At 38.4% G+C, this 20,138-nt stretch carries 15 protein-coding genes and 1 other RNA gene; 4 read left to right on the top strand and 12 right to left on the bottom strand.

All coding sequences use genetic code 11. The annotated features are described in order from the left end of the window. The first annotated feature begins 2 nt into the window (after window positions 1–2). The gene (recN, locus tag ACFINH_RS05385) at window positions 3–1,664 is read left to right on the top strand and encodes a DNA repair protein RecN (protein ID WP_375632336.1); all 1,662 of its coding nucleotides are present in this window, start codon (window positions 3–5) and stop codon (window positions 1,662–1,664) included. A gap of 111 nt (window positions 1,665–1,775) precedes the next feature. Then, on the top strand, window positions 1,776–3,935 hold the full coding sequence (gene ligA / locus ACFINH_RS05390; protein WP_375632337.1) for an NAD-dependent DNA ligase LigA: 2,160 nt from the start codon (window positions 1,776–1,778) through the stop codon (window positions 3,933–3,935). Between the two features lie 416 nt (window positions 3,936–4,351). On the opposite strand, the gene ACFINH_RS05395 is transcribed toward ligA, so the two are convergent. The 4 genes from ACFINH_RS05395 to ACFINH_RS05410 all read right to left on the bottom strand — a co-directional run bounded on the left by ACFINH_RS05395 (window position 4,352) and on the right by ACFINH_RS05410 (window position 9,282). Continuing rightward, window positions 4,352–5,047, bottom strand: coding sequence for a hypothetical protein (locus ACFINH_RS05395; RefSeq protein WP_375632338.1), 696 nt, complete (start codon window positions 5,045–5,047; stop codon window positions 4,352–4,354). A gap of 907 nt (window positions 5,048–5,954) precedes the next feature. Further along, window positions 5,955–7,781: an aminopeptidase P family protein gene (locus tag ACFINH_RS05400; RefSeq protein ID WP_375632339.1), complete on the bottom strand. Its 1,827-nt coding sequence runs from the start codon at window positions 7,779–7,781 to the stop codon at window positions 5,955–5,957. Between the two features lie 22 nt (window positions 7,782–7,803). Then, window positions 7,804–8,673 (bottom strand): 50S ribosomal protein L11 methyltransferase, encoded by an 870-nt coding sequence (locus tag ACFINH_RS05405; RefSeq protein ID WP_375632340.1) that lies wholly within the window; start codon window positions 8,671–8,673, stop codon window positions 7,804–7,806. 27 nt (window positions 8,674–8,700) lie between these two features. Then, window positions 8,701–9,282, bottom strand: coding sequence for an SCO family protein (locus ACFINH_RS05410; protein ID WP_375628847.1), 582 nt, complete (start codon window positions 9,280–9,282; stop codon window positions 8,701–8,703). Window positions 9,283–9,418: 136 nt separating this feature from the next. Here ACFINH_RS05410 and ACFINH_RS05415 point away from each other — a divergent pair, with 136 nt between their 5' ends. Next, window positions 9,419–10,048, top strand: coding sequence for a DapH/DapD/GlmU-related protein (locus ACFINH_RS05415; protein WP_375612008.1), 630 nt, complete (start codon window positions 9,419–9,421; stop codon window positions 10,046–10,048). A 56-nt stretch (window positions 10,049–10,104) separates the two neighbouring features. Here the strand turns inward: ACFINH_RS05415 and ACFINH_RS05420 are convergent, their stop codons facing one another. The 5 genes from ACFINH_RS05420 to ssrA all read right to left on the bottom strand — a co-directional run bounded on the left by ACFINH_RS05420 (window position 10,105) and on the right by ssrA (window position 14,105). Continuing rightward, window positions 10,105–12,444 carry an ATP-dependent helicase gene (locus tag ACFINH_RS05420; protein ID WP_375632341.1) on the bottom strand — a complete coding sequence of 780 codons (2,340 nt, stop codon included), beginning with the start codon at window positions 12,442–12,444 and terminating at the stop codon, window positions 10,105–10,107. Between the two features lie 120 nt (window positions 12,445–12,564). Then, window positions 12,565–12,816, bottom strand: a complete 252-nt coding sequence (locus ACFINH_RS05425) for a ribbon-helix-helix domain-containing protein (protein ID WP_375612010.1) — start codon at window positions 12,814–12,816, stop codon at window positions 12,565–12,567. Window positions 12,817–12,826: 10 nt separating this feature from the next. Beyond that, window positions 12,827–13,009, bottom strand: coding sequence for a DUF4169 family protein (locus ACFINH_RS05430; RefSeq protein ID WP_375612011.1), 183 nt, complete (start codon window positions 13,007–13,009; stop codon window positions 12,827–12,829). Between the two features lie 8 nt (window positions 13,010–13,017). Continuing rightward, window positions 13,018–13,569, bottom strand: coding sequence for an SspB family protein (locus ACFINH_RS05435; protein WP_375612012.1), 552 nt, complete (start codon window positions 13,567–13,569; stop codon window positions 13,018–13,020). Between the two features lie 179 nt (window positions 13,570–13,748). After that, window positions 13,749–14,105, bottom strand: a transfer-messenger RNA (tmRNA) gene (ssrA, locus tag ACFINH_RS05440). A 96-nt stretch (window positions 14,106–14,201) separates the two neighbouring features. Here ssrA and ACFINH_RS05445 point away from each other — a divergent pair. Beyond that, on the top strand, window positions 14,202–14,507 hold the full coding sequence (locus ACFINH_RS05445) for a DUF2853 family protein (protein ID WP_375618238.1): 306 nt from the start codon (window positions 14,202–14,204) through the stop codon (window positions 14,505–14,507). A gap of 68 nt (window positions 14,508–14,575) precedes the next feature. On the opposite strand, the gene ACFINH_RS05450 is transcribed toward ACFINH_RS05445, so the two are convergent. The 3 genes from ACFINH_RS05450 to ACFINH_RS05460 all read right to left on the bottom strand — a co-directional run bounded on the left by ACFINH_RS05450 (window position 14,576) and on the right by ACFINH_RS05460 (window position 20,108). Beyond that, window positions 14,576–15,883, bottom strand: a complete 1,308-nt coding sequence (locus ACFINH_RS05450; RefSeq protein WP_375632342.1) for an MFS transporter — start codon at window positions 15,881–15,883, stop codon at window positions 14,576–14,578. Between the two features lie 651 nt (window positions 15,884–16,534). Continuing rightward, on the bottom strand, window positions 16,535–17,845 hold the full coding sequence (locus tag ACFINH_RS05455) for an MFS family transporter (RefSeq protein ID WP_375612015.1): 1,311 nt from the start codon (window positions 17,843–17,845) through the stop codon (window positions 16,535–16,537). A 955-nt stretch (window positions 17,846–18,800) separates the two neighbouring features. After that, window positions 18,801–20,108, bottom strand: a complete 1,308-nt coding sequence (locus tag ACFINH_RS05460) for an MFS family transporter (protein WP_375612016.1) — start codon at window positions 20,106–20,108, stop codon at window positions 18,801–18,803. Between the last annotated feature and the right edge of the window lie 30 nt (window positions 20,109–20,138).

Here is a 20,138-nt window from a genome sequence, read left to right on the forward strand (position 1 = left end):
CTATGTTGGTACAGCTTTCGATTCATAATATTGTTTTGATCGAAACGCTCGATATTCATTTTACAGCGGGGTTGACGGTTTTAACTGGAGAAACGGGTGCGGGGAAGTCTATTCTCCTTGATGCTTTATCACTTGCTCTAGGGGGGCGGGGTGGTGCTTCGCTTGTGCGTCATGGTGCTGACCGCGGGCAGGTCACGGCTGTTTTTGATGTGTCTGTTTCACATCCTGCACGTCAACTTATTCGTGAGAATGGTCTTGATGATGAGGGTGATATTATTTTACGACGTGTGCAATCAAGTGATGGACGTAGCCGTGTTTTTATCAATGATCAGGTGTCTAGTGTTGCATTGATGCGGAGTGTTGGCCGTTTGCTGGTTGAAATCCATGGACAACATGATGATCGTGCGCTTGTTGATGTTGCTACACATCGCCAATTATTAGATGCCTTTGGTGGTCTTGAAGATGAAGTGGAAAATTTGCGTCAGTGTTATCACACATGGCGTGAATTTGAGGAGCGTTTGCAACGGCAGCGTCTTAAAGTAGAGAGTGCTGTACGGGAGGTTGATTATCTTCGTGCGTGTGTAGAAGAGCTTGAAAAGCTTGATTTTAAAGTTGGTGAAGAGGAAGCTCTTTCTCTTCGTCGTGCTGATATGCTTAAATTAGAAAAAATAGCGACAGATATTAAAGAAGCGGATGATCTTTTAACGGGTCAAAAATCACCAATCCCAGTGCTTTCTAATTTGGTGAGGCGTTTGGAGCGGAAAATTCCTGAGGCGCAAGAACTTATTGCACCAGTGGTGAAATCTATTGATGAGGCATTGCATGCACTTGCAACAGCACAAGAAGGTATTGAGACGGCAATACGAGCATTAGATTTTGAACCTGATGAATTGGAACGGATAGAAGAGCGTCTTTTTTCTCTTCGGGGTTTTGCTCGTAAATATCAAGTTTCTGCGGATGAATTGATTCAGTTACGCGATAAAATGGACGCAGAACTCGCTGATTTTGAAGAGGCTCAGACTATATTGACATGTTTTGAAGATGAGGCAGAGCAGGCAAAGAAAAATTATGATACATTGGCGCAAGCCTTAACAATAAAGCGTCGGGAGACAGCAAAGCATTTATCTGAAAGTGTTATGGCTGAGTTGCCGGCATTGAAATTAGAGAGGGCTGAATTTATTGTTGAAATGCAAAGTGATATGGAAAAGCGGAGTGCAGAGGGATGTGATCGTATTGAATATTGGGTGCGGACAAATCCTGGAACACGTGCTGGGCCGATGCTTAGTGTGGCTTCTGGCGGTGAATTATCCCGTTTTTTGCTGGCATTAAAAGTTGTTTTATCTGATCGAGGATCAGCACCGACGCTGATTTTTGATGAAATTGATACAGGCGTTGGGGGGGCTGTTGCAGCTGCTATTGGGCAACGGTTGCAACGCTTATCAGAACATGTCCAAGTTTTCGCTATTACGCATGCTCCACAGGTTGCATCGAAAGCGCATGGTCATTTTCTTATTTCAAAAATTGAGAGTCATGATAAAGGACGCTTTGTTACTGCGATTCATAAAATGGAAGAGCATGAGCGTGCAGAAGAAATTGCCCGTATGTTGGCTGGAGAACAGATTACTGAAGAAGCGCGTGCAGCGGCTCAAAAGCTTCTAGCATAAAGGTAATTAGTCAGCGATAAAAATATTGGAAAGCTTGTATTTATTGAGATTCACTTGATGAGGAGGCGTGGGAGGCCCTTGTGACAGCGCTTGTAATTTGGAATAGATTTTATGAACAAAGATGCAGATAAAAATCTCACAGCTGTTGAAGCAGAACGTGAATTAGAGTGGTTGGCAAAAGAGATTGCACGTCATGATGTGCTTTATAATCGTGATGATCAGCCTGAAATTTCTGATGCAGAATATGATGCTTTACGTCGTCGTAATGCAGAAATTGAAGCTCTTTTTCCAGAACTTATACGTATTGATTCTCCTTCACATAAAATTGGAGCACCAATTTCTGAAAAATTTGAAAAATCTGTTCATGCACAGCCTATGCTTTCACTTGATAATGCGTTTAGCTCTGAAGATGTTACTGAATTTGTTGAGCGTATTCGTCGTTTTTTACGGCTTCCAGAAACACAAGTGTTGGAAATAACAGCGGAGCCAAAAATTGATGGTTTATCTTTGTCTTTGCGCTACGAAAAGGGGCAGCTTGTGCGTGCGGCAACGCGTGGGGATGGAACTGTCGGTGAAAATGTGACGGCAAATGCCCGAACAATTGCTGATATTCCACAAGTTTTGCAAGGTGATTTTCCTGATATCATTGAGGTGCGTGGTGAAGTTTATATGGGGCGGGAGGATTTCCAAGCACTAAATATCAGCCAACAAGAGAAGGGCAAGTTAACCTTTGCCAATCCTCGAAATGCGGCGGCTGGTTCTCTCCGTCAGCTTGATTCACGGATAACCGCTAGCAGAAAACTTCAATTTTTTGCTTATGCTTGTGGTGAGGTGAGTGAAATATTGGCAGAAAGTCAAATGGAGATGATGAAAAAGCTAAAAGAGTATGGCTTTGTTATCAATCCATTAACAAAAGTCTTTAAGACAGTAGAAGACATTATTTGCTATTATCACGATATCGAAGAATGCCGTCATTCTTTAAGCTATGATATTGATGGTATTGTTTATAAGGTTAATGATTTGATGCTCCAAAAGCGTTTGGGGTTTGTTGCTCGTTCGCCGCGTTGGGCAATAGCGCATAAATTTCCAGCAGAAAAAGCAATGGCGCTTTTGGAAGATATTGACATTCAGGTCGGTCGTACGGGAGCTTTGACGCCTGTTGCACGCCTTACACCTGTTACTGTTGGTGGGGTGGTGGTGACCAATGCCAGTTTGCATAATGAGGATTATATTAAGGGAATTGGTCATAAAGGAGAGCCCATTCGTGAAGGGCGTGATATCCGTGTAGGCGATACCGTGATTGTACAACGCGCTGGTGATGTGATCCCTCAAATTGTTGATATTGTCACTGCAAAGCGTCCAAAAAATGCTTCTACTTTTGTGTTTCCTCATCTGTGTCCCGTGTGTGGGAGTCATGCTGTTCGCGAAGAAGGAGAAGCTGTGCGTCGATGCACCGGTGGGTTTATTTGTCCTGCACAAGCGATTGAACGTATTCGTCATTTTGTTTCACGCAATGCCTTTGATATTGAAGGACTTGGGAAAAAACAAGTGGAATTCTTTTTCCATGTTCAAGATGAGGCGCTTTGTATTCATACACCAGCCGATATTTTTACGTTACAACGGCGCCAAGAAAAGTCTTTGATACGTTTAGAAAATATGGAAGGTTTTGGTATTGTTTCAGTTCGGAAACTGTATGATGCCATTAATGCGCGCCGAGAAATTCCTTTGAGCCGTTTTTTGTTTGCATTAGGAATGCGCCATGTGGGAGAGGTCAATGCACGTCGTCTTGCCCGTGCTTATCAAAATTATACAGCTTTTGAAACTGCGGCTATGGAAGCACTTATGCCATGTGAGCAGGAAAACAAAGAAGGCAATGAAGCTTGGATGGAACTTACCAATATTGAAGGAATTGGACCACAGGTAGGGGGCGCAATTGTTGATTTTTATAGAGAAGCGCATAACCGTGAAGTTTTGTCTGTTTTGCTTGAAGAAGTAACACCTCTTGATGAGGCACCTATCATGATAGCTGCTTCACCAATAGCGGAGAAGATTATTGTTTTTACAGGAACTTTGGCGCATATGTCACGTGATGAAGCAAAAGCATTGGCAGAGCGATTAGGGGCCAAAACATCTGGTTCACTTTCTAAAAAAACAGATCTTCTTGTTGCAGGACCTGGAGCGGGCTCCAAATTGGCTAAAGCTGAAGAATTAGGTGTTGAGGTTATCGATGAAGAGGCTTGGCTACAGCTGATTGAGAAACATAATGTTTAGAGGATGTTTTCTAGAAGATGCATATGCTGTTTGTGTGGTTATCTCTCTTACATTTGGGGGAGCTGGAATCAAAAAGGAGATAAAGGGGCTATTTTTTGCAAACATAGAATGCCAATATATTTTGATATTTATTAAGTTATTAAAAATGATTAACGCTGAGCTTAAATATTAAACTTAAACTATTATGATGAAGAATATGCAAGGTTATTATTAGTAAAAGGTATAAACTATTACTGTGAAGAAAGGTAAAATTTTTGAACAAATATGTAGAGTTTAATCCAAAATGCCGTAATAAATCGATTATAATGACGTAATAGAAATGTAACGCGGAAGATTACAAAATATAATAAACATTCCGCTATAAATGAATAAGGGATATAAATGCGAGTTGTTTATTATGTTGAATTTATAAAAGATTACTGGTACCTATACTTATCAGGCATTATTAGATGGTACACTTGTCCAATTTCATTACAAAATTTCGGATATTCGCTAATGCGTCTAGCAGCATAATTTTTTTCCTGACTTCCTTCATCTCTCTCAAATTTCTCAGCATAGGAAATTTCATTTATTAGAGCTAGTATTTGGACTGAGAATATTTCAGAATTAAATACCATTCGTGCATATCCAAACATTGGATCTGTCGAGTTCATGACCAAATTTTTTGCCCAAATGAAATCGCTTTCTTTCCAATTATATTGAGAACGTAGCTTATGTATGTAGGTAGGTAGGGATAATGCTGGAAATTTTTTAGTATACTCTCCCTGTAATAAGTCCACAAGGCATGCACACCAAACAACTTTCGCATGGATAAGATTTATATTTTCAGGAATTAGCACTATCATACCAGGGCTTAGAACATGATATACACCATAACTCTTATTATCTAGATATTTTTTCGCAATTTCTAGGCGTTCTTCGTATATATTATCAGGATATTGTGTCTTTACGTATTCTTCATATAATTTATCGTACTGATTTGGAGTAATGACTTGATTTTCAGAAAATACAGCAATAGGAACTCGCTTAAATTTAGTAATTTCATTCAATACAGAAGGTCCAATATAGTATCCAAATAATAATATTACGGAACAAAATAAAATTACACGCATTAGGATAATCACTTTATTTCTAAAATACTGGATAAGGAAAGGATATAGATTACTAAGATCTGTGCTTAAGATTTTGTTAACTAATAAGCTATAAGACACACGTTTTATTGTGTATTTTTCAGAGCATTTGTAAAACTCTGTAGAGAGTTTGAATCTTCTTTATTTACGTGACTGTTTTTGTGTTATCTAGTTTTTATATCCTCTGTTATTGTTGTTAATTTTTAGCTGAATAACACATTCAGGTAAAAACACATGCCTCCATATATGTTGTTTTTATACTGTGCAGTTGGAAACTATCTATATTGTGGATAACGTTTTTTCAACAGTAAGTAATAGTCTAGAAAATAATATTGTATTGTTAACTATGCAAATAAATAAAAAACCTTAACGCTGATGTTATCATCATGCTCCTTCTTTTAATTCTAAATACTTAATTTTATTTCATGGCAGATTCTATTTCATTGTAGCAATATATATTATAATGAATTACAGCTATTGTAAATGATTCAAGAATTAAAATAATATAAATTATCATTGTGAAGCAAACAAAAAGGTAAAATTTATTCGAATAAATATGCAGAATTTTTGAATCCAAACAGCGTAATAAGCTGGTTATAATAGGTGTTTTAGAAATACGATGCGGAGGGTTACAAAATATAACGAAAGTTTCCATATAAAGAAACTAGGGATATGAGAGTGTCTAGATGGAGATCGCCAAGATAAGTATTACCACGTATAGGTGTATCTCATCTTGCTTCACCTAGGTTAGCGTTTACCATACCAGCAAAAAACTTGAAGTATCTTGTAGAAATATTTTTCATATTTCCTGACGCAGATACATATTTTTCCCTTAAAAAGAGAAAATCCTGTGTTTTGTAGAAAGGGTAAAAGTTATAGGTTGCTTCATTTAAAGGGGCATTGTTGCTTCTTTTGCCCATTTTTTATCTTCTTCATTTAAGTAAGGTGCATTCATCTGATAAACGCGCGCATGGTAATCATTGAGCCATTGTCGTTCTTCTTGTGTCAAAAGCTCTGGAAGGATTAACCGTCGATCAATGGGGCAATGTGTGAGTGTTTCGAACGAGAGCATTTCTATATCTCCACCATCAATTTTTTGTGCTGGTTTCACAATCATCAAATTTTCAAGACGGATACCAAAAGCGCCTTCGCGGTAATAGCCTGGCTCGTTTGAAAGAATCATACCGGAGATGAGTTCTTGGCACCCTTTGCGAGAAATATTTTGCGGTCCTTCATGGACAGAAAGATAAGATCCAACACCATGACCGGTGCCATGGGCATAATCAAAACCAGCTTTCCACAATGCAATGCGTGCAAGAGCATCAAGGTCTTGTCCACGGGTTCTTTTGGGAAAGCAAGCAGTTGAAAGAGTAATCATGCCCTTGAGAACAAGAGTGAAACAGCGTTTTTCTTCTTCTCCAATATTCCCAATTGCTACTGTACGTGTGACATCAGTCGTGCCATCACGATATTGTCCACCTGAATCAACGAGGTAAAGTTCACCGGCTTTGAGTTGTTTATTTGTTTGCGTTGTTACACGATAATGAATAATGGCACCATTTTCTCCTGTTGCGGAGATTGTATCAAAAGAAAGATCTTCAAGTTTTTCTCCCATTTCTTTTGCTGTATTTATGCGAAATTCTTCTAATTTTTGAGCAGCAGAAATTTCACTTATTGACCCTGGTATTTGTTTATCTAACCAAGAAAAAAAACGGGTTAGGGCAACACCATCGCGTAGATGCGCTTTGCGTGCGCCATTGAGTTCTGTGTCATTTTTAATGGCACGTGGTAGAGCAGCAGGATCGGTAAGTGTGATAAAAGAGCTATTTTTTTCTTCAATAACAGTTCGTAATTTTTCGCATGTTAGCTGTGGATCTAAGGCAAACACTGTCCCTTTTTGAACATACTCTTTGATCTTGGGAATAAGCTGTTCTGGTTCATATAATTTTGCATAACGTTCCAGATATTGTTTCTGTTCTACACCAAGTTTTTTGTTGTCAATGAATAAGGCTGGTGTTTCGTTAAGTGGAATGAGAGCAAAACAAAGGGAAAAAGGCGTGTTGGAAACATCATTGCCCCGTATATTGAATGTCCATGCAATGGAAGAGGGGTCTGTAAAAATAAAAGCATTTGCATGAGTTTGCTGTATATCTTTGTAAATCAAAGCGAGTTTTTCATCTGTATCGCACCCAGCATATTTGAGAGGGTGAATTGATAAGGCAGATTGCGGTAACTTTGGTTGATTATGCCAGAGCAAATCAATGGGATTATGTTGAACTTCTACAAGTTTTCCACCTGCTTTCATTTCTAATGCGTTTCTCAATGCATCGGTGGCAGCAATCGTGTGGAGCCATGGATCAAAGCCAATAGAAAGTTTTTGACCATTTTTTTCAAGCCATTGTGAGGGAGGACAAGTTATGAGATCTTCATAATTAAAAATATCAGGATCAGTTTGTTGGCGAACTTGGAGCTTATATCGCCCATCTGTAAATATGATGGCTTTGTTTTTTAAAATCAGTGCAATCCCAGCTGATCCAGTAAAGCCGGTTAACCAGCTAAGGCGTTGAGCATGAGGAGGGACATACTCTCCTTGGTGTTCATCGCACCGCGGAACAAGAAAACCATCGAGTCCAAGGTGATCGAGTTCTTTACGAAGGCAAGAAATGCGTTCTGCTGCATAAGCAGGATTTGTTGTCGCCTCAAAAGATTGATACATAACGACGTCCTTTTCTTTTATTTTATTTCAGGTGTATCGTAACCCATCCTTGCCGGTGGTATGTTTCGATATGCTTCAGTCCTTGTTTTATATAAGTCTCCAAAACATGGGCATGTTGTTCTTCAAGAATTCCAGAGAGTATAAGTGATCCCCCTTTTTGAAGTGCCGTTACCACTTCTTGCGCAAGTTCAATAAGCGGATTAGCAAGGATATTGGCAACGATGAGATCAAAAGGGGTTCGTGATGCAATTGCATCATGGGAAAAATCTGTTGCTGTAATAGCTGTAATATATTCCTTGACACCATTGAATTCGATATTGTGTTGTGCAACTTGAACAGCAATTGGGTCAATATCGGACGCAAGCACAGTAATGGGTTTGAGCATTGCTATGCCAATGGCTAGTACACCGCTCCCAGTACCAAGATCAAGGGCATTTTTTGGATTTTCGTGTTTCATGACTTTGGCAATCATTTCTAAACAACCGGCTGTTGTTCCATGATGTCCGGTGCCAAAAGCTTGATTAGCTTCAATTTCAATAGGGAGAACATTTGCTGGAATGGCGTTTCGGTTGTGACTTCCATGAAGGAAAAAAGGACCAGCTTGCACAGGTTTTAGTCCTTCTAGGCTTTTTTGTACCCAATCAATGTTGGGTAAAACTTCCATATTAATTTTATCAAAATCTATAGAGAGAACGCTTGCAAAATGTTTTAATGCGTTCTCTTGATTGTCTTGATCGACATATAGAGAAAGCTCATATACAGCATTTTGTTCATCTATCTCTGTAAGAGCAAGAGGATAACCTTCTTCGTCAAAGGCTGTTTCTATAAGGGTATAGAACCGTTCTGCTTCATTTTTAGAAGCAGTATAATAGAGGCGAATTTGTTGCGACATGCTGTTCTTTCTTTTGATCGGCTTTTTTTAGTTTAAGATGAGTTTTTTTAACCGTTCAATGGCGATTTCATCTTTTAATTCGCTATCGCTTTCTTTCGTGTCATAACGAATAACGCCAGCTAATTTTCCACCTTTTTTGAGTAAAAAAATTGCTGCTGTATGGTTATATGTATAGTTTCCATCTGTTTCAGGGACTTTTTCAGCAACGATGTTGAAAGAATTGACCATTTTATGAACTTTATCAGGATCTCCACTAATGCCAACAATTTTATTGTTAAAATTACTGAGATAATCATGGAGTACTTTTGGTGTGTCACGTTCAGGATCAACAGTCACAAACCATATACCTAATTTATCAGCTTCAGGCCCAAGGGCTGTAAGCCATCGATCAAGATTCATCAGTGTGGTAGGGCAGCTTTCAGGACACATAGTGAAGCCGAAAAAAATTATTGAAGGCTTGCTTCGAACATCAGCCTCAGTAATATTTTTTCCATTAGAATCAGTGAGAGTAAAGTTATCACCTAAAGGCTTATTTGTCAGCGTATCATAAATAAAAACACCTGCAAGAAATATGATTGTCAGCCCCAAGATGCGTATTACATTTTTCATAGTTTGACTCTCTTAGATAGATCGAGAAATTGTAACATCGGCAGGTTTGTTTTGCAATGTTTGTTTCATGGTTGATTTTATTGGCTTGATTGGTATGTCTTTCCATATCTATTGATAAAACATTGGTGAAAGATGTATGAATATTGAGAAAGATCTTCGATTTCATGAAAGTGAACCTCGTATCCATACGACAGCGCGGCTGCATGGTTGTAAATTAGGGCGCTATGTGGAAATTAATGAGCGGGTGATTTTACGGGATGTAACCGTTGGAGATTTTTCTTATTTAGAGCGTAATAGTGAGGCTATTTATAGCGATATTGGCCGTTTTTGTTCTATTGCATCTCATGTACGGATGAATGCGTTGGAGCATCCTATGGAGCGCGTTTCAACGCATAAAATAACCTATCGTCCAAACGAATATTTTCGTTATATGGCATTAGATAGTGGTTTTCGTGAAAGGCGTTGTGCAAAACGTGTTATTATTGGGCATGATGTGTGGATTGGACATGGTGCGGTTATTATGCCTGGAGTGACAATTGGTCATGGCGCTATCATTGGCGCGAACGCTGTTATAACGAAAGATGTTATGCCTTATACGATTGTCGTTGGGGTGCCTGCTAAGCGATTGCGGATGCGTTTTCCCAATCATGTGATAGAATGCCTTTTAAATATGGCTTGGTGGGATTGGCCACTTGATAAAATTCACGACGCATTGCCTGATATGCAAAATCTGCCCATTGAAGCCTTTGTTCGTAAATGGAAATGATAGTCAGAATAAAACAAAATGATCTCTTGGAAAAACGGATCATGGTTTGCTTGTAATTAAGCTTTGTTTACAAAATTGTCTAGTACACGCTTTTCTCCGGCTTTTTCGAACATTATTGTCAATTTATGATCGTCTATTGCTGTAATATGACCATAACCAAATTTTATGTGAAAAATCCGATCATTGACAGAAAAATCTGATGGTACATGAGAGATTGATTGAGAGATAACTTTCCCTTCAATATTCTTGTTTTTTTGTGCACGCTTTTGTCTTGGTGTTGCATAGTCATTATAAAAAGAATCGTGATATTGAAAGGAAGATTTTCCATAACCACCATAGGATGTTTCCATTTCTACAACTTCTATATGTTCTGCTGGTAATTCATCTAGAAAACGGGAGGGAAGAGCAGGTTGCCAAAGTCCATGAATTCTTCGATTCGATACAAACCATATATGCAAATGTTTTTTTGCTCTTGTTAGACCTACGTAAGCAAGACGCCGTTCTTCTTCTAATCCTGAACGTCCACCTTCATCTAATGAGCGCTGGTGGGGAAAGAGTCCTTCTTCCCAACCTGGAAGAAAAACTGTTTCAAATTCAAGTCCTTTGGCTGAATGAAGTGTCATGATGTTGACTGCATCCATATTTTCATTATTTTCCGTTTCCATAACGAGTGCAACATGTTCCAAAAAACTTTGAAGATTTTCAAATTGTTCCATGGAACGAATCATTTCTTTAAGATTTTCTAGTCTTGTAGGAGCCTCTGGTGAGCGATCTTCTAACCACATGGTTGTATAACCAGAATCATCAAGGACGATCTCGGCAAGTTCTCTATGAGGAGTGTCTTGAAGCATATTTTGCCAGCGGCGGAAGTTTTCAATGAGGCTTCGTAACGCACTGCGTGCCTTAGGCTTTAATTCATCTGTTTCAATGATGTCTGCGGCAGCAGAAAAGAGAGGAACAGCACGTGCACGTGCACTCTCATAAAGAATGCGCAGGGTTGCATCTCCTATGCCGCGTTTGGGTGTATTAATAACACGCTCAAAAGCTAAATCATCAGTGGGTTGGACAACAACGCGTAAATAAGCCATGGCATCACGTATTTCCATTCGCTCATAAAAACGAGGACCACCAATAACGCGATAATTAAGGCCAAGCGTTACAAAGCGATCTTCAAATTCACGCATTTGAAATGATGCGCGTACCAATATCGCCATATGATTTAATGCATGACCGGTTTGTTGTGCGCGTTCGATTTCTTCTCCAATTGCTCGTGCTTCTTCTGCCGAATCCCATGCTGAATGAATTTTTACCTTTTCTTCCTCGCTCTTTATTTGAGCAGAAAAAAGGACTTTTCCCAGTCTTTCTTCATTATGCGCAATGAGATGGGAGGCGGTTTTGAGAATATGAGATGTTGAGCGATAATTGCGTTCTAGACGAATAATTTTAGCAGAAGGAAAATCTTTTTCAAAACGTAATATGTTTTCGACTTTTGCACCACGCCATCCATAAATGGATTGATCATCATCGCCAACACAACAAAGATTAACATGTTGACCTTGAGGATGTTGGGCCAAAAGGCGAAGCCAAAGATATTGTGCTGTATTTGTATCTTGATATTCATCGACGAGAATATAACGAAATTGAGAATGATATTCGCGAAGGATATCTGGATTATGTTGGAAGATAGAGATAGAATGAAGTAGAAGGTCACCAAAATCACAAGCATTAAGATCTTTTAATCGATTTTGATAACTGTGATAAAGTTCACGTCCCATGCCATTACCAAAGGAATGAGCATCACTTTTTGAGATATGTGTTGGTGAGAGTCCTTGATTTTTCCAAGAATCAATCATCATGGCAAGGTTTCGTGCGGGCCAACGCTTATCGTCTAATCCTTCAGCTTGAATAAGTTGTTTTAAAAGTCGAAGAACATCATCGCTATCGAGAATTGTAAAGTTTCTTTTTAAATCAACAAGCTCTGCGTGACGGCGTAAAATTTTAGCTCCAGTGGAATGAAAGGTTCCAAGCCAAGGCATACCTTCAACAACTTCTCCAATAAGTTCACCAATACGTATTTTCATTTCACGTGCTGCTTTGTTGGTGAAAGTGACAGCAAGTATTTGCTGAGGAGAGGCAAGTCCAGAGCGTAAAATGTGAGAAATACGGGTTGTTAAAACGCGTGTTTTTCCTGTACCAGCACCTGCAAGAACTAAAAGAGGTCCCTCAGTATTCATAACAGCTTGTTGCTGTTCTGGATTGAGTTGTTCTAAATAGTCTGTGTTATATGATTTTTGTTCTTTTAGAGTATGGGAGAAAAAACCAGAGCTCTTCTTATCATGGTCTGGAGGGGAATCTTCTTCAAAGAAAGGTATGGTATGATCAGAAAAATTACTCATTATCTCTCTTTTGTAGTCTTTTTTTTATTGAAGTTCTAGATTAAAAAAACTTCTCTTAAAAAGTCACAACAGTTTCAGTTGAACAGACAGAAAGAGAACGTAAAAAAATAAGCACAACCATTAAAGGCTTTGGGTGAGAACGCTTTGAAGGGCATAAACGCGTAACGAAGCCGAAAGATTTACTTGTTGTGGTCTTTTGCTATCAATATCGGTAATAATAAAGGCTAAAGATTGTCCTTTTTTGCGGGCTATATCTTTTAGAATATCTAAAAATGGTGGTTCTAAAGAGACGCTTGTTGCGTGTCCATCAACGCGAACAGATATCTTTCGTGGAATGACTTTTGACCAATCGATAGAATTATTTTCGTGCATTTTTCCACCTTTATTCGTCGTTTCGCAAACGATTTTGATCAAGAAATTTTTGCATTTTTAAAGATTTTTGCTGCTCAAAATTTTTTTCAGTTTTTGTTCGTCCAAAACGATAACGATTTTGCTCAGCACAAAGAGATTTTTCTGTACGTTTTTTTTGTTTTCGAAATTGGCGAAGATTAATCAATTCAGTCATGAGAAAAATTATTTTTTCCGAAAGGAATCTAAAGAGACAACATCAGCACTTTGATTTTGTTTTGCATCGTTATTTGAAGGTTCTTTATTTGTACTGAGATTTTGTTCTTTTGTAAGCGTATTTTCTTTTTTTTGTTTGTTTGATAAGGTAATAGGCGTAGTTGAGGTATTTTCTGAATTTTCACTTTCTCCAGAGGTCAGATTTGAGGGCAGATCAAATGCTGCTTCAAATGCTGCTACAGGATCATAAAAGACCTGAATGGAAGTAAAAGGAATCACGAGCTTTTCGGTTATTTCCCTGAAAGAGAGGGTTACTTCGAAAGCTGTTTCTGAAACACTGAGATCTCTAAATTGATGTTGTAAGACGATTGTCATTTGCTCAGGATAGCGATTTTTTAGCCGAGGAGAAATTTTAACGCCTGGGGCATTTGTCAAAAAAGTTATAAAAAAATGATGATTTCCCGGAAGACCTGCTTTGGCAACTTCCGATAAAACTTTACGGATAACTCCACGAAGCGCATCCTGAACGAGAATATCGTAACGGATTTGATCTTTAACCATCGAAGTTTATTCCTTTTATTTCACGTAGCAGAATGGGGCGTATTGATATTGTGTGACAGAATATATTTTAAATTAGCAGATTTTTTCTACGATGCACCTCAATAAATCGAATAAATACGAAACTCTATGGTAAATAATGTCTGATAATGTCTGAAAGATCAATCAACAACATTTAAAAAAGTGAAGGCTTCTGTTGCCAGGTGCCTCCGAACCCCGCTTAAACCTGCGACGGTTTAAGGCTCAAATTGAAACATTCACACCACCTTAAGCGGCGAGACGTGCTTCCGCATAGTTGTCATTTGCAACTACTCATTTAGCCCGATAACGGTGGTACAATGCCGAGTAAAAGAGCGATCTTTACACCCTTGTCGATCCTATTTCGCCCCCACCAAAATATAATTTTGGTTTCTTATATTTTGGTGGAGGCGCCGGGTACCGCCCCCGGGTCCAATAGGTTTATTTCACCGTCCATTTATTACCATAGCTGGTGAACCAGCCCTCTAAATATAGATGAAGAACAGTCTTAGGAAAAGGGGGGTTGTTAATATTTTTAATCCTCTAATTATTTATGGAGCTATATGATGCGGCTGTAAAGTATAGTCCGCTCATTTTTGGAGAGGAGATGATGCAAAATGACAAATAATCTAGCAGATATTAAACTATATGATTCAAATCCCGATGAAGCAGCAGTAGAACGACTTAGCCGTCGTTTAGCTTTAGTGATGAAAAAGCAGGATGCAGCGCTTGTTGCTACATCGGATCCAAAAGAGTTAGAACGTGTTGAAAAATGGGTTCAAGATGTTTTAGAAGCCGATGAGAAGAGTGCTAAAATGGCTGTTTCAAAAGTGGCTGAGATGATGTCTGGAGAGCGTAGAAAAAGTCGTATGACTTTTTATTATCTAGTTGCTAAGCAACTTAATGCACTTCATAAAATTTAAACAATATTAAATTTGTGATAATGATAAAAAAAGCCCAATTTCTTGGGCTTTTTCGTTGATAAAAAGGGTTAATGTTTTTCATCCTCTTGGAGGTAGCCTCCTTTACGCATACTCGGGACAAAGAGAAGAGCAATGAATGCCATGATCATCACGACGGTTATATAAAAATAAAAGAGAGATTCATGACCGTACTTTTTTAATCCAAGCGCAACGTATTCAGCAGAACCACCAAATAAGGCGTTGCCAATGGCATGAGAGATGCTAACGCCTAATGCGCGTATTGAAGAGGGAAACATTGCTGATTTGACGACACCAGAGATGGATGTATACATGCTCATAATGAAGAGCAAGCCAATAATGACGGAAAAGGCAACCCATATACTATGCGTATTACCGATTATCCAGAGTCCAGGAAATGTAAAGATGACAGAGAGTACACTCCAAATGATAAGTAAAGTTTTTGTTCCAATTTTATCGGCTATGATACCAGCTATGGGTTGGAATAGGATGAAAATAAATAGTACAGCTGTCATAATCGTTGTTGCGGTATGTTTATCAAAGCCGGTGGTTGTGATCAGATATTTTTGCATATAAGTCGTAAAGGTGTAAAATGTGAGTGATCCTCCTGATGCAAAGCATGCAATTACGACAACGGCTTTTGTATGCTTGGTGAGAAGTTCCTTAAGACTGCCAGAGTGTTTGTGAGAGCGGCTTTCTTTCGTGGTTGTTTCGTGGAGAGAACGACGCAGATAAATCGCAATCACTGCCCCGAAACCACCAATCACAAAAGGAATGCGCCATCCCCATGCTTTTAACTGATCTTCAGAGAGATAAGATGCTAGAATAAATATAATGAAGCTGGCAAGAAGTTGACCTGTAATAAGGGTGGCTGATTGGAAAGAAGCAAAAAGCCCACGATGTTTTTTGAGAGCAACTTCGCTCATATAAGTGGCTGCTGTACCATATTCACCACCCGCTGAAAGTCCTTGCATCATCCGAGCTAAAAGTAAAAGGATTGCTGATGTTACTCCTAAGGTTTCATAGGTGGGAAGTATGGCGATGAAAAAAGAGCCACCACACATCATAAAAATGGATATAAGCATCGAGCGTTTACGTCCATAACGATCGGCGACAAACCCTAAAAACCAAGCTCCAATAGGGCGCATAAGAAAGCCAATAAAAAACACACCTGCGGTTTTTAACAGTGGCGTAATCGTATCACCATCGGAGGGAAAGAATTGTGATGCAAAATAAATTGATGCAAATGAGTAAACGTAAAAATCATACCATTCTACGAGATTTCCTGATGCGCTTGCTATAATAGCAAAAACACGTTTTCTTGCATCCTGTGATGCTGAAGTTGTTTCATTTTTCATGAATTGTTCCCCTTTTGGATTTATAGTTCATATTTTCTAAACATAATTGTTTATGATTTCCAGAAAAATTCAATGGTATTATAACAATTTCTTAGGGAAACTCTTTAAGATGATTTATTAGAGTTATGTTGTCATTCGTTTTAAGATTTTTACTTGTGTTATAGAATAAAAAGTTATCACGTTGCATTTAAAGGGAGAGGACATTGAAAAGTAGATCAAGATACCTTTAAACTTTATGAGAAGAATGCAATTATTGGCATACCGGAAGATTATAGAAGAGATGGTCTTTATGAGCAGAAAGCCCCAAAACTGAAAATATTTCAAAAAGCTTAAGTAATGTAAAAGGGGATTTTGTGTCCTTAATTATCTTATTGTATCATAACACATCATCATTTAGGAGGGTGAGGTAAGCCTCAGATAAGGTTTTCCGTATGAGGTGTTTTTTAGATATCGTGATAAATATTTAGGGTAGGGCTGCCCATAGAATCTTATCAAGTAAATTACATAAAGAGGGCAGTAACTATAGACAATTTAAAAGAAACTGAGTTGTTTGTAAGACGAATGCGGGGCGGGCTTTTCGTTCTTTACTAGGGTGGAGAGGAGATCAAAAAAAGCCCAATTTCTTGGGCTTTTTTTATCCAGAAAATAAGTTTAATGAAGTCTATCGTCTTTATCGAGATATCCTCCTTTATCTATATCGGGCATAAGAAGAATAGAGATGAGTGCAATGACCATCATACCAACGATGTAAAAAAAGAAAACAGATTCGTATCCCATATTTTTTAATCCAAGCGCTACATATTCAGCAGAACCGCCAAAGAGTGCGTTGCCAATGGCAAAAGCAAATCCAACACCAATTGCTCGGATTGAAGCAGGGAACAATTCTGCTTTTATGATACCAGCAATGGACGTATAAAAACTCATAACACAGAGTATTCCAATAATGATTAAGAGTGCTGTCCATGGATTATGGGCATTACCGATCATTTTAAGTACAGGAATGGTGCAGATAATGGATAATGCCCCCCAACTAATGAGTGAAGCTCTTGCTCCAATTTTATCGGCTAGGGAACCAAAAAGGGGTTGGAGTAGCACAAAAACAAAGAGGGCGGCAGTCATTATCGTTGTTGCGGTTTGTTTATCAAAACCAGTGGTTGTGATCAGATATTTTTGCATATAAGTGGTGTATGTATAAAATGTGAGAGATCCACCAGCTGTAAAGCCAACAACCAAAAAGAAAGCTTTTTTATGATTACGAAAAAGTTCTTTAAGACTACCAGCGTGTTGTTCAGAGCGGCTTTTGAGGGTTGTTGTTTCATGAAGCAAGCTACGCAGATAAATTGCAACGATTGCTCCAAAGCCACCAATGACAAAGGGAATACGCCATCCCCATGCTTTTAACTGATCCTCGTTAAGGTAAATGGCTAAAATAAATATTATAAAACTTGCCAGAAGTTGACCTGAGATCGTTGTTGCATATTGAAAAGAAGCAAAGAGACCACGACGATTTTTGGGCGCAACTTCACTCATATACGTTGCTGCTGTACCATATTCACCGCCAACGGAAAGCCCTTGAAACATACGGACTAAAAGGAGAAGAAATGCTGCTGTTATTCCCAAGGTTTTATAAGTGGGAAGTATGGCAATGAGAAAAGAGCCACCACACATCATAAAAACAGAAATAAGCATTGAGCGTTTACGTCCATAACGATCCGCAATGTATCCAAAGAGCCATGCTCCAATTGGACGCATAAGAAAGCCAATAAAAAAGATTCCTGCCGTTTTTAACAGTTGTGTAACAATATCTTCATCTTCAGGAAAAAATTGTGATGCAAAATAAACCGATGCAAAGGAGTAAGCATAAAAGTCGTACCATTCTACCAGATTTCCTGATGCGCTGGATATGATAGCAAAAATACGTTTCCTTGTATCATGTGGATCTAAAGTTGTTTGATTATTCATGAAGTATTCCCCTTTTAGATTTATAACTTTTCTTCTTTTTAAAGCTATTTACGATGTGCATTATAAAAACGCCATTGTATCATGATAATTTTTTAGGGAAACATAAAGATTTTTTCTAGAGCTATCAGTGGTGTTTTGGGCTCATGGTGTTGTTACATTGCGTAAATCATACGCTTTTTACTATCCTTAAGGAAATATTATTTTTTGTTTGATTGTGAATTATTTGCATATGCAGAGTGTTTATGAAGATATGATACTCTTTAGTTTATATGCTTGATGTTGTTTCGTAAAATGATGTTATTGACTATTTCATGCGAGGTTGGTGTATCAGTTAAAATACTTTTTAGGAATGATCTTAAGTGTTAAGGGGGAGTACAATATTAAGAGTTCCTCAATAGTATAATGATAGCGGCTTGCACTTTTATTAAGTGTAAAGAGAGTAATGTTCATGTTTATACTTTACGGAGCTTTTACGTTATGTCATTCACGGGTGCCGTTGTGAAATGGAGTTGGGTGCATTGAGAAATGTTTCTCAAAAAAGTGTGCGAATTCATAATAAAATGGTATTTTCTATTTTTCATGAAAGGATTTGTTTTGCATGAGGGGGTACTATTAAGAACGTATTAAACAAAATCATGAGTGTAATCTTTATTATTGATAAAATTTCTTGAAAGATAATCACTTTTCTTCGATTTTGAGTGGGCATGGGAATATTAAAATAAATCAAACGTTTTTTATCTTCAGTGAATTAAATTCAACTAAAGAAGTATTTATTACATAATAATATGAAGCCATTTATTTTTATAAGCGGCGTGTGCAGGAGGGAACATTGCTTCTTTAAAGTGTTTGAAGGGATAAAAAATTGTGAGCTTTAAACTTCTATCGGAAAGAATATAAAAAAAAGCCCAGTACTCTGGGCTTTTTTGTTAAAATCCTTGTTTGTTAACATTAAAGGTTAATGAATATCGTCTCCTTGTAAATACCCTTTTTTGCGAGCATCTGGCATTAAGAGAACAGCAATGAATGCAATAATCATCATGCCGGTTATATAAAAATAGAAGACAGATTCATATCCAAGATCTTTTAATCCAAGCGCGACATATTCAGCAGAACCGCCAAACAGTGCGTTGGCAATAGCATAAGAGAGCCCAACTCCTATTGCTCGTACTGAAGCGGGAAACATTTCTGATTTTACAATGCCAGAGATAGATGTATAAAAGCTCATAATGCAGAGCATTCCAGTAATGACTGATAAAGCAATCCATGTACTATCAGTACTACCAATCATATTAAGTCCAGGAATGGTAAAGATAATAGATAAGACACTCCAAATAAGGAGTGAAGTTCTTGTTCCAATTTTATCTGCAAGAGCACCAAAGAGGGGTTGGAGTAACATGAAAACAAAGAGTGCAGCTGTCATGATTGTTGTGGCTGTATGTTTATCAAAGCCAGTGGTTGTGATCAGATATTTCTGCATGTAAGTCGTATAGGTGTAGAATGTGAGCGATCCTCCAGCTGTAAAGCCAATAACCAGAAAGAAAGCTTTTCGGTGGTTGCTCAGAAGTCCCCTAATACTACCAGCTTGTGCACTAGAACGACTTTCTTTGGTCGTTGTCTCATGGAGTGTGCGGCGTAGATAAATCGCAACAATTGCGCCGCATCCACCAATGGCAAATGGAATACGCCAGCCCCACGCTTTTAGCTGATCTTCGGTGAGATAAAGCGCTAAAATGAATATAACGAGACTGGCTAGAAGTTGACCACCAATCAGTGTGGTATATTGGAAAGAGCTAAAAAATCCGCGGCGATTTTTGAGGGCGATTTCGCTCATATAAGTTGCTGTTGTACCATATTCACCACCGACAGAAAGCCCCTGAAGCATTCTGAGTAAAAGTAAAAGAATTCCTGCTGCCATTCCAATGGTTTCATAGGTAGGAAGTAGGGCGATTAAGAACGAACCACCACACATCATAAAAACAGAGATAAGCATTGAGCGTTTGCGTCCGTAACGATCGGCAATGAAGCCAAAAAGCCATCCGCCGATTGGGCGCATAAGAAAACCAATAGCAAAAACACCCGCCGCTTTTAAAAGTTGCGTAACGTCATTGCCATCTGAGGGAAAGAATTGTGATGCAAAATAAATAGATGTAAAGGAATAAACATAAAAGTCATACCATTCTACTAGATTACCTGATGCACTGGACACGATAGCCCAGATACGTTTTCTTGTATCATGTGGTTTTAAAGCTTCTTGTTTTTCCATAGTCGATCCCTTTATTTGATGTTCATCCAT

The sequence above is a fragment of the Bartonella sp. AA74HLJMH genome (assembly GCF_042197045.1).
Classification (GTDB): domain Bacteria; phylum Pseudomonadota; class Alphaproteobacteria; order Rhizobiales; family Rhizobiaceae; genus Bartonella.

Excerpts from the sequence above, each read along its gene's own strand:
- recN (WP_375632336.1), top strand. The coding sequence starts at position 3 with ATGTTGGTACAGCTTTCGATTCATAATATTGTTTTGATCGAAACGCTC.
- ligA (WP_375632337.1), top strand. The coding sequence starts at position 1,776 with ATGAACAAAGATGCAGATAAAAATCTCACAGCTGTTGAAGCAGAACGT.
- ACFINH_RS05395 (WP_375632338.1), bottom strand. The coding sequence starts at position 5,047 with ATGCGTGTAATTTTATTTTGTTCCGTAATATTATTATTTGGATACTAT.
- ACFINH_RS05400 (WP_375632339.1), bottom strand. The coding sequence starts at position 7,781 with ATGTATCAATCTTTTGAGGCGACAACAAATCCTGCTTATGCAGCAGAA.
- ACFINH_RS05405 (WP_375632340.1), bottom strand. The coding sequence starts at position 8,673 with ATGTCGCAACAAATTCGCCTCTATTATACTGCTTCTAAAAATGAAGCA.
- ACFINH_RS05410 (WP_375628847.1), bottom strand. The coding sequence starts at position 9,282 with ATGAAAAATGTAATACGCATCTTGGGGCTGACAATCATATTTCTTGCA.
- ACFINH_RS05415 (WP_375612008.1), top strand. The coding sequence starts at position 9,419 with ATGAATATTGAGAAAGATCTTCGATTTCATGAAAGTGAACCTCGTATC.
- ACFINH_RS05420 (WP_375632341.1), bottom strand. The coding sequence starts at position 12,444 with ATGAGTAATTTTTCTGATCATACCATACCTTTCTTTGAAGAAGATTCC.
- ACFINH_RS05425 (WP_375612010.1), bottom strand. The coding sequence starts at position 12,816 with ATGCACGAAAATAATTCTATCGATTGGTCAAAAGTCATTCCACGAAAG.
- ACFINH_RS05430 (WP_375612011.1), bottom strand. The coding sequence starts at position 13,009 with ATGACTGAATTGATTAATCTTCGCCAATTTCGAAAACAAAAAAAACGT.
- ACFINH_RS05435 (WP_375612012.1), bottom strand. The coding sequence starts at position 13,569 with ATGGTTAAAGATCAAATCCGTTACGATATTCTCGTTCAGGATGCGCTT.
- ACFINH_RS05445 (WP_375618238.1), top strand. The coding sequence starts at position 14,202 with ATGACAAATAATCTAGCAGATATTAAACTATATGATTCAAATCCCGAT.
- ACFINH_RS05450 (WP_375632342.1), bottom strand. The coding sequence starts at position 15,883 with ATGAAAAATGAAACAACTTCAGCATCACAGGATGCAAGAAAACGTGTT.
- ACFINH_RS05455 (WP_375612015.1), bottom strand. The coding sequence starts at position 17,845 with ATGAATAATCAAACAACTTTAGATCCACATGATACAAGGAAACGTATT.
- ACFINH_RS05460 (WP_375612016.1), bottom strand. The coding sequence starts at position 20,108 with ATGGAAAAACAAGAAGCTTTAAAACCACATGATACAAGAAAACGTATC.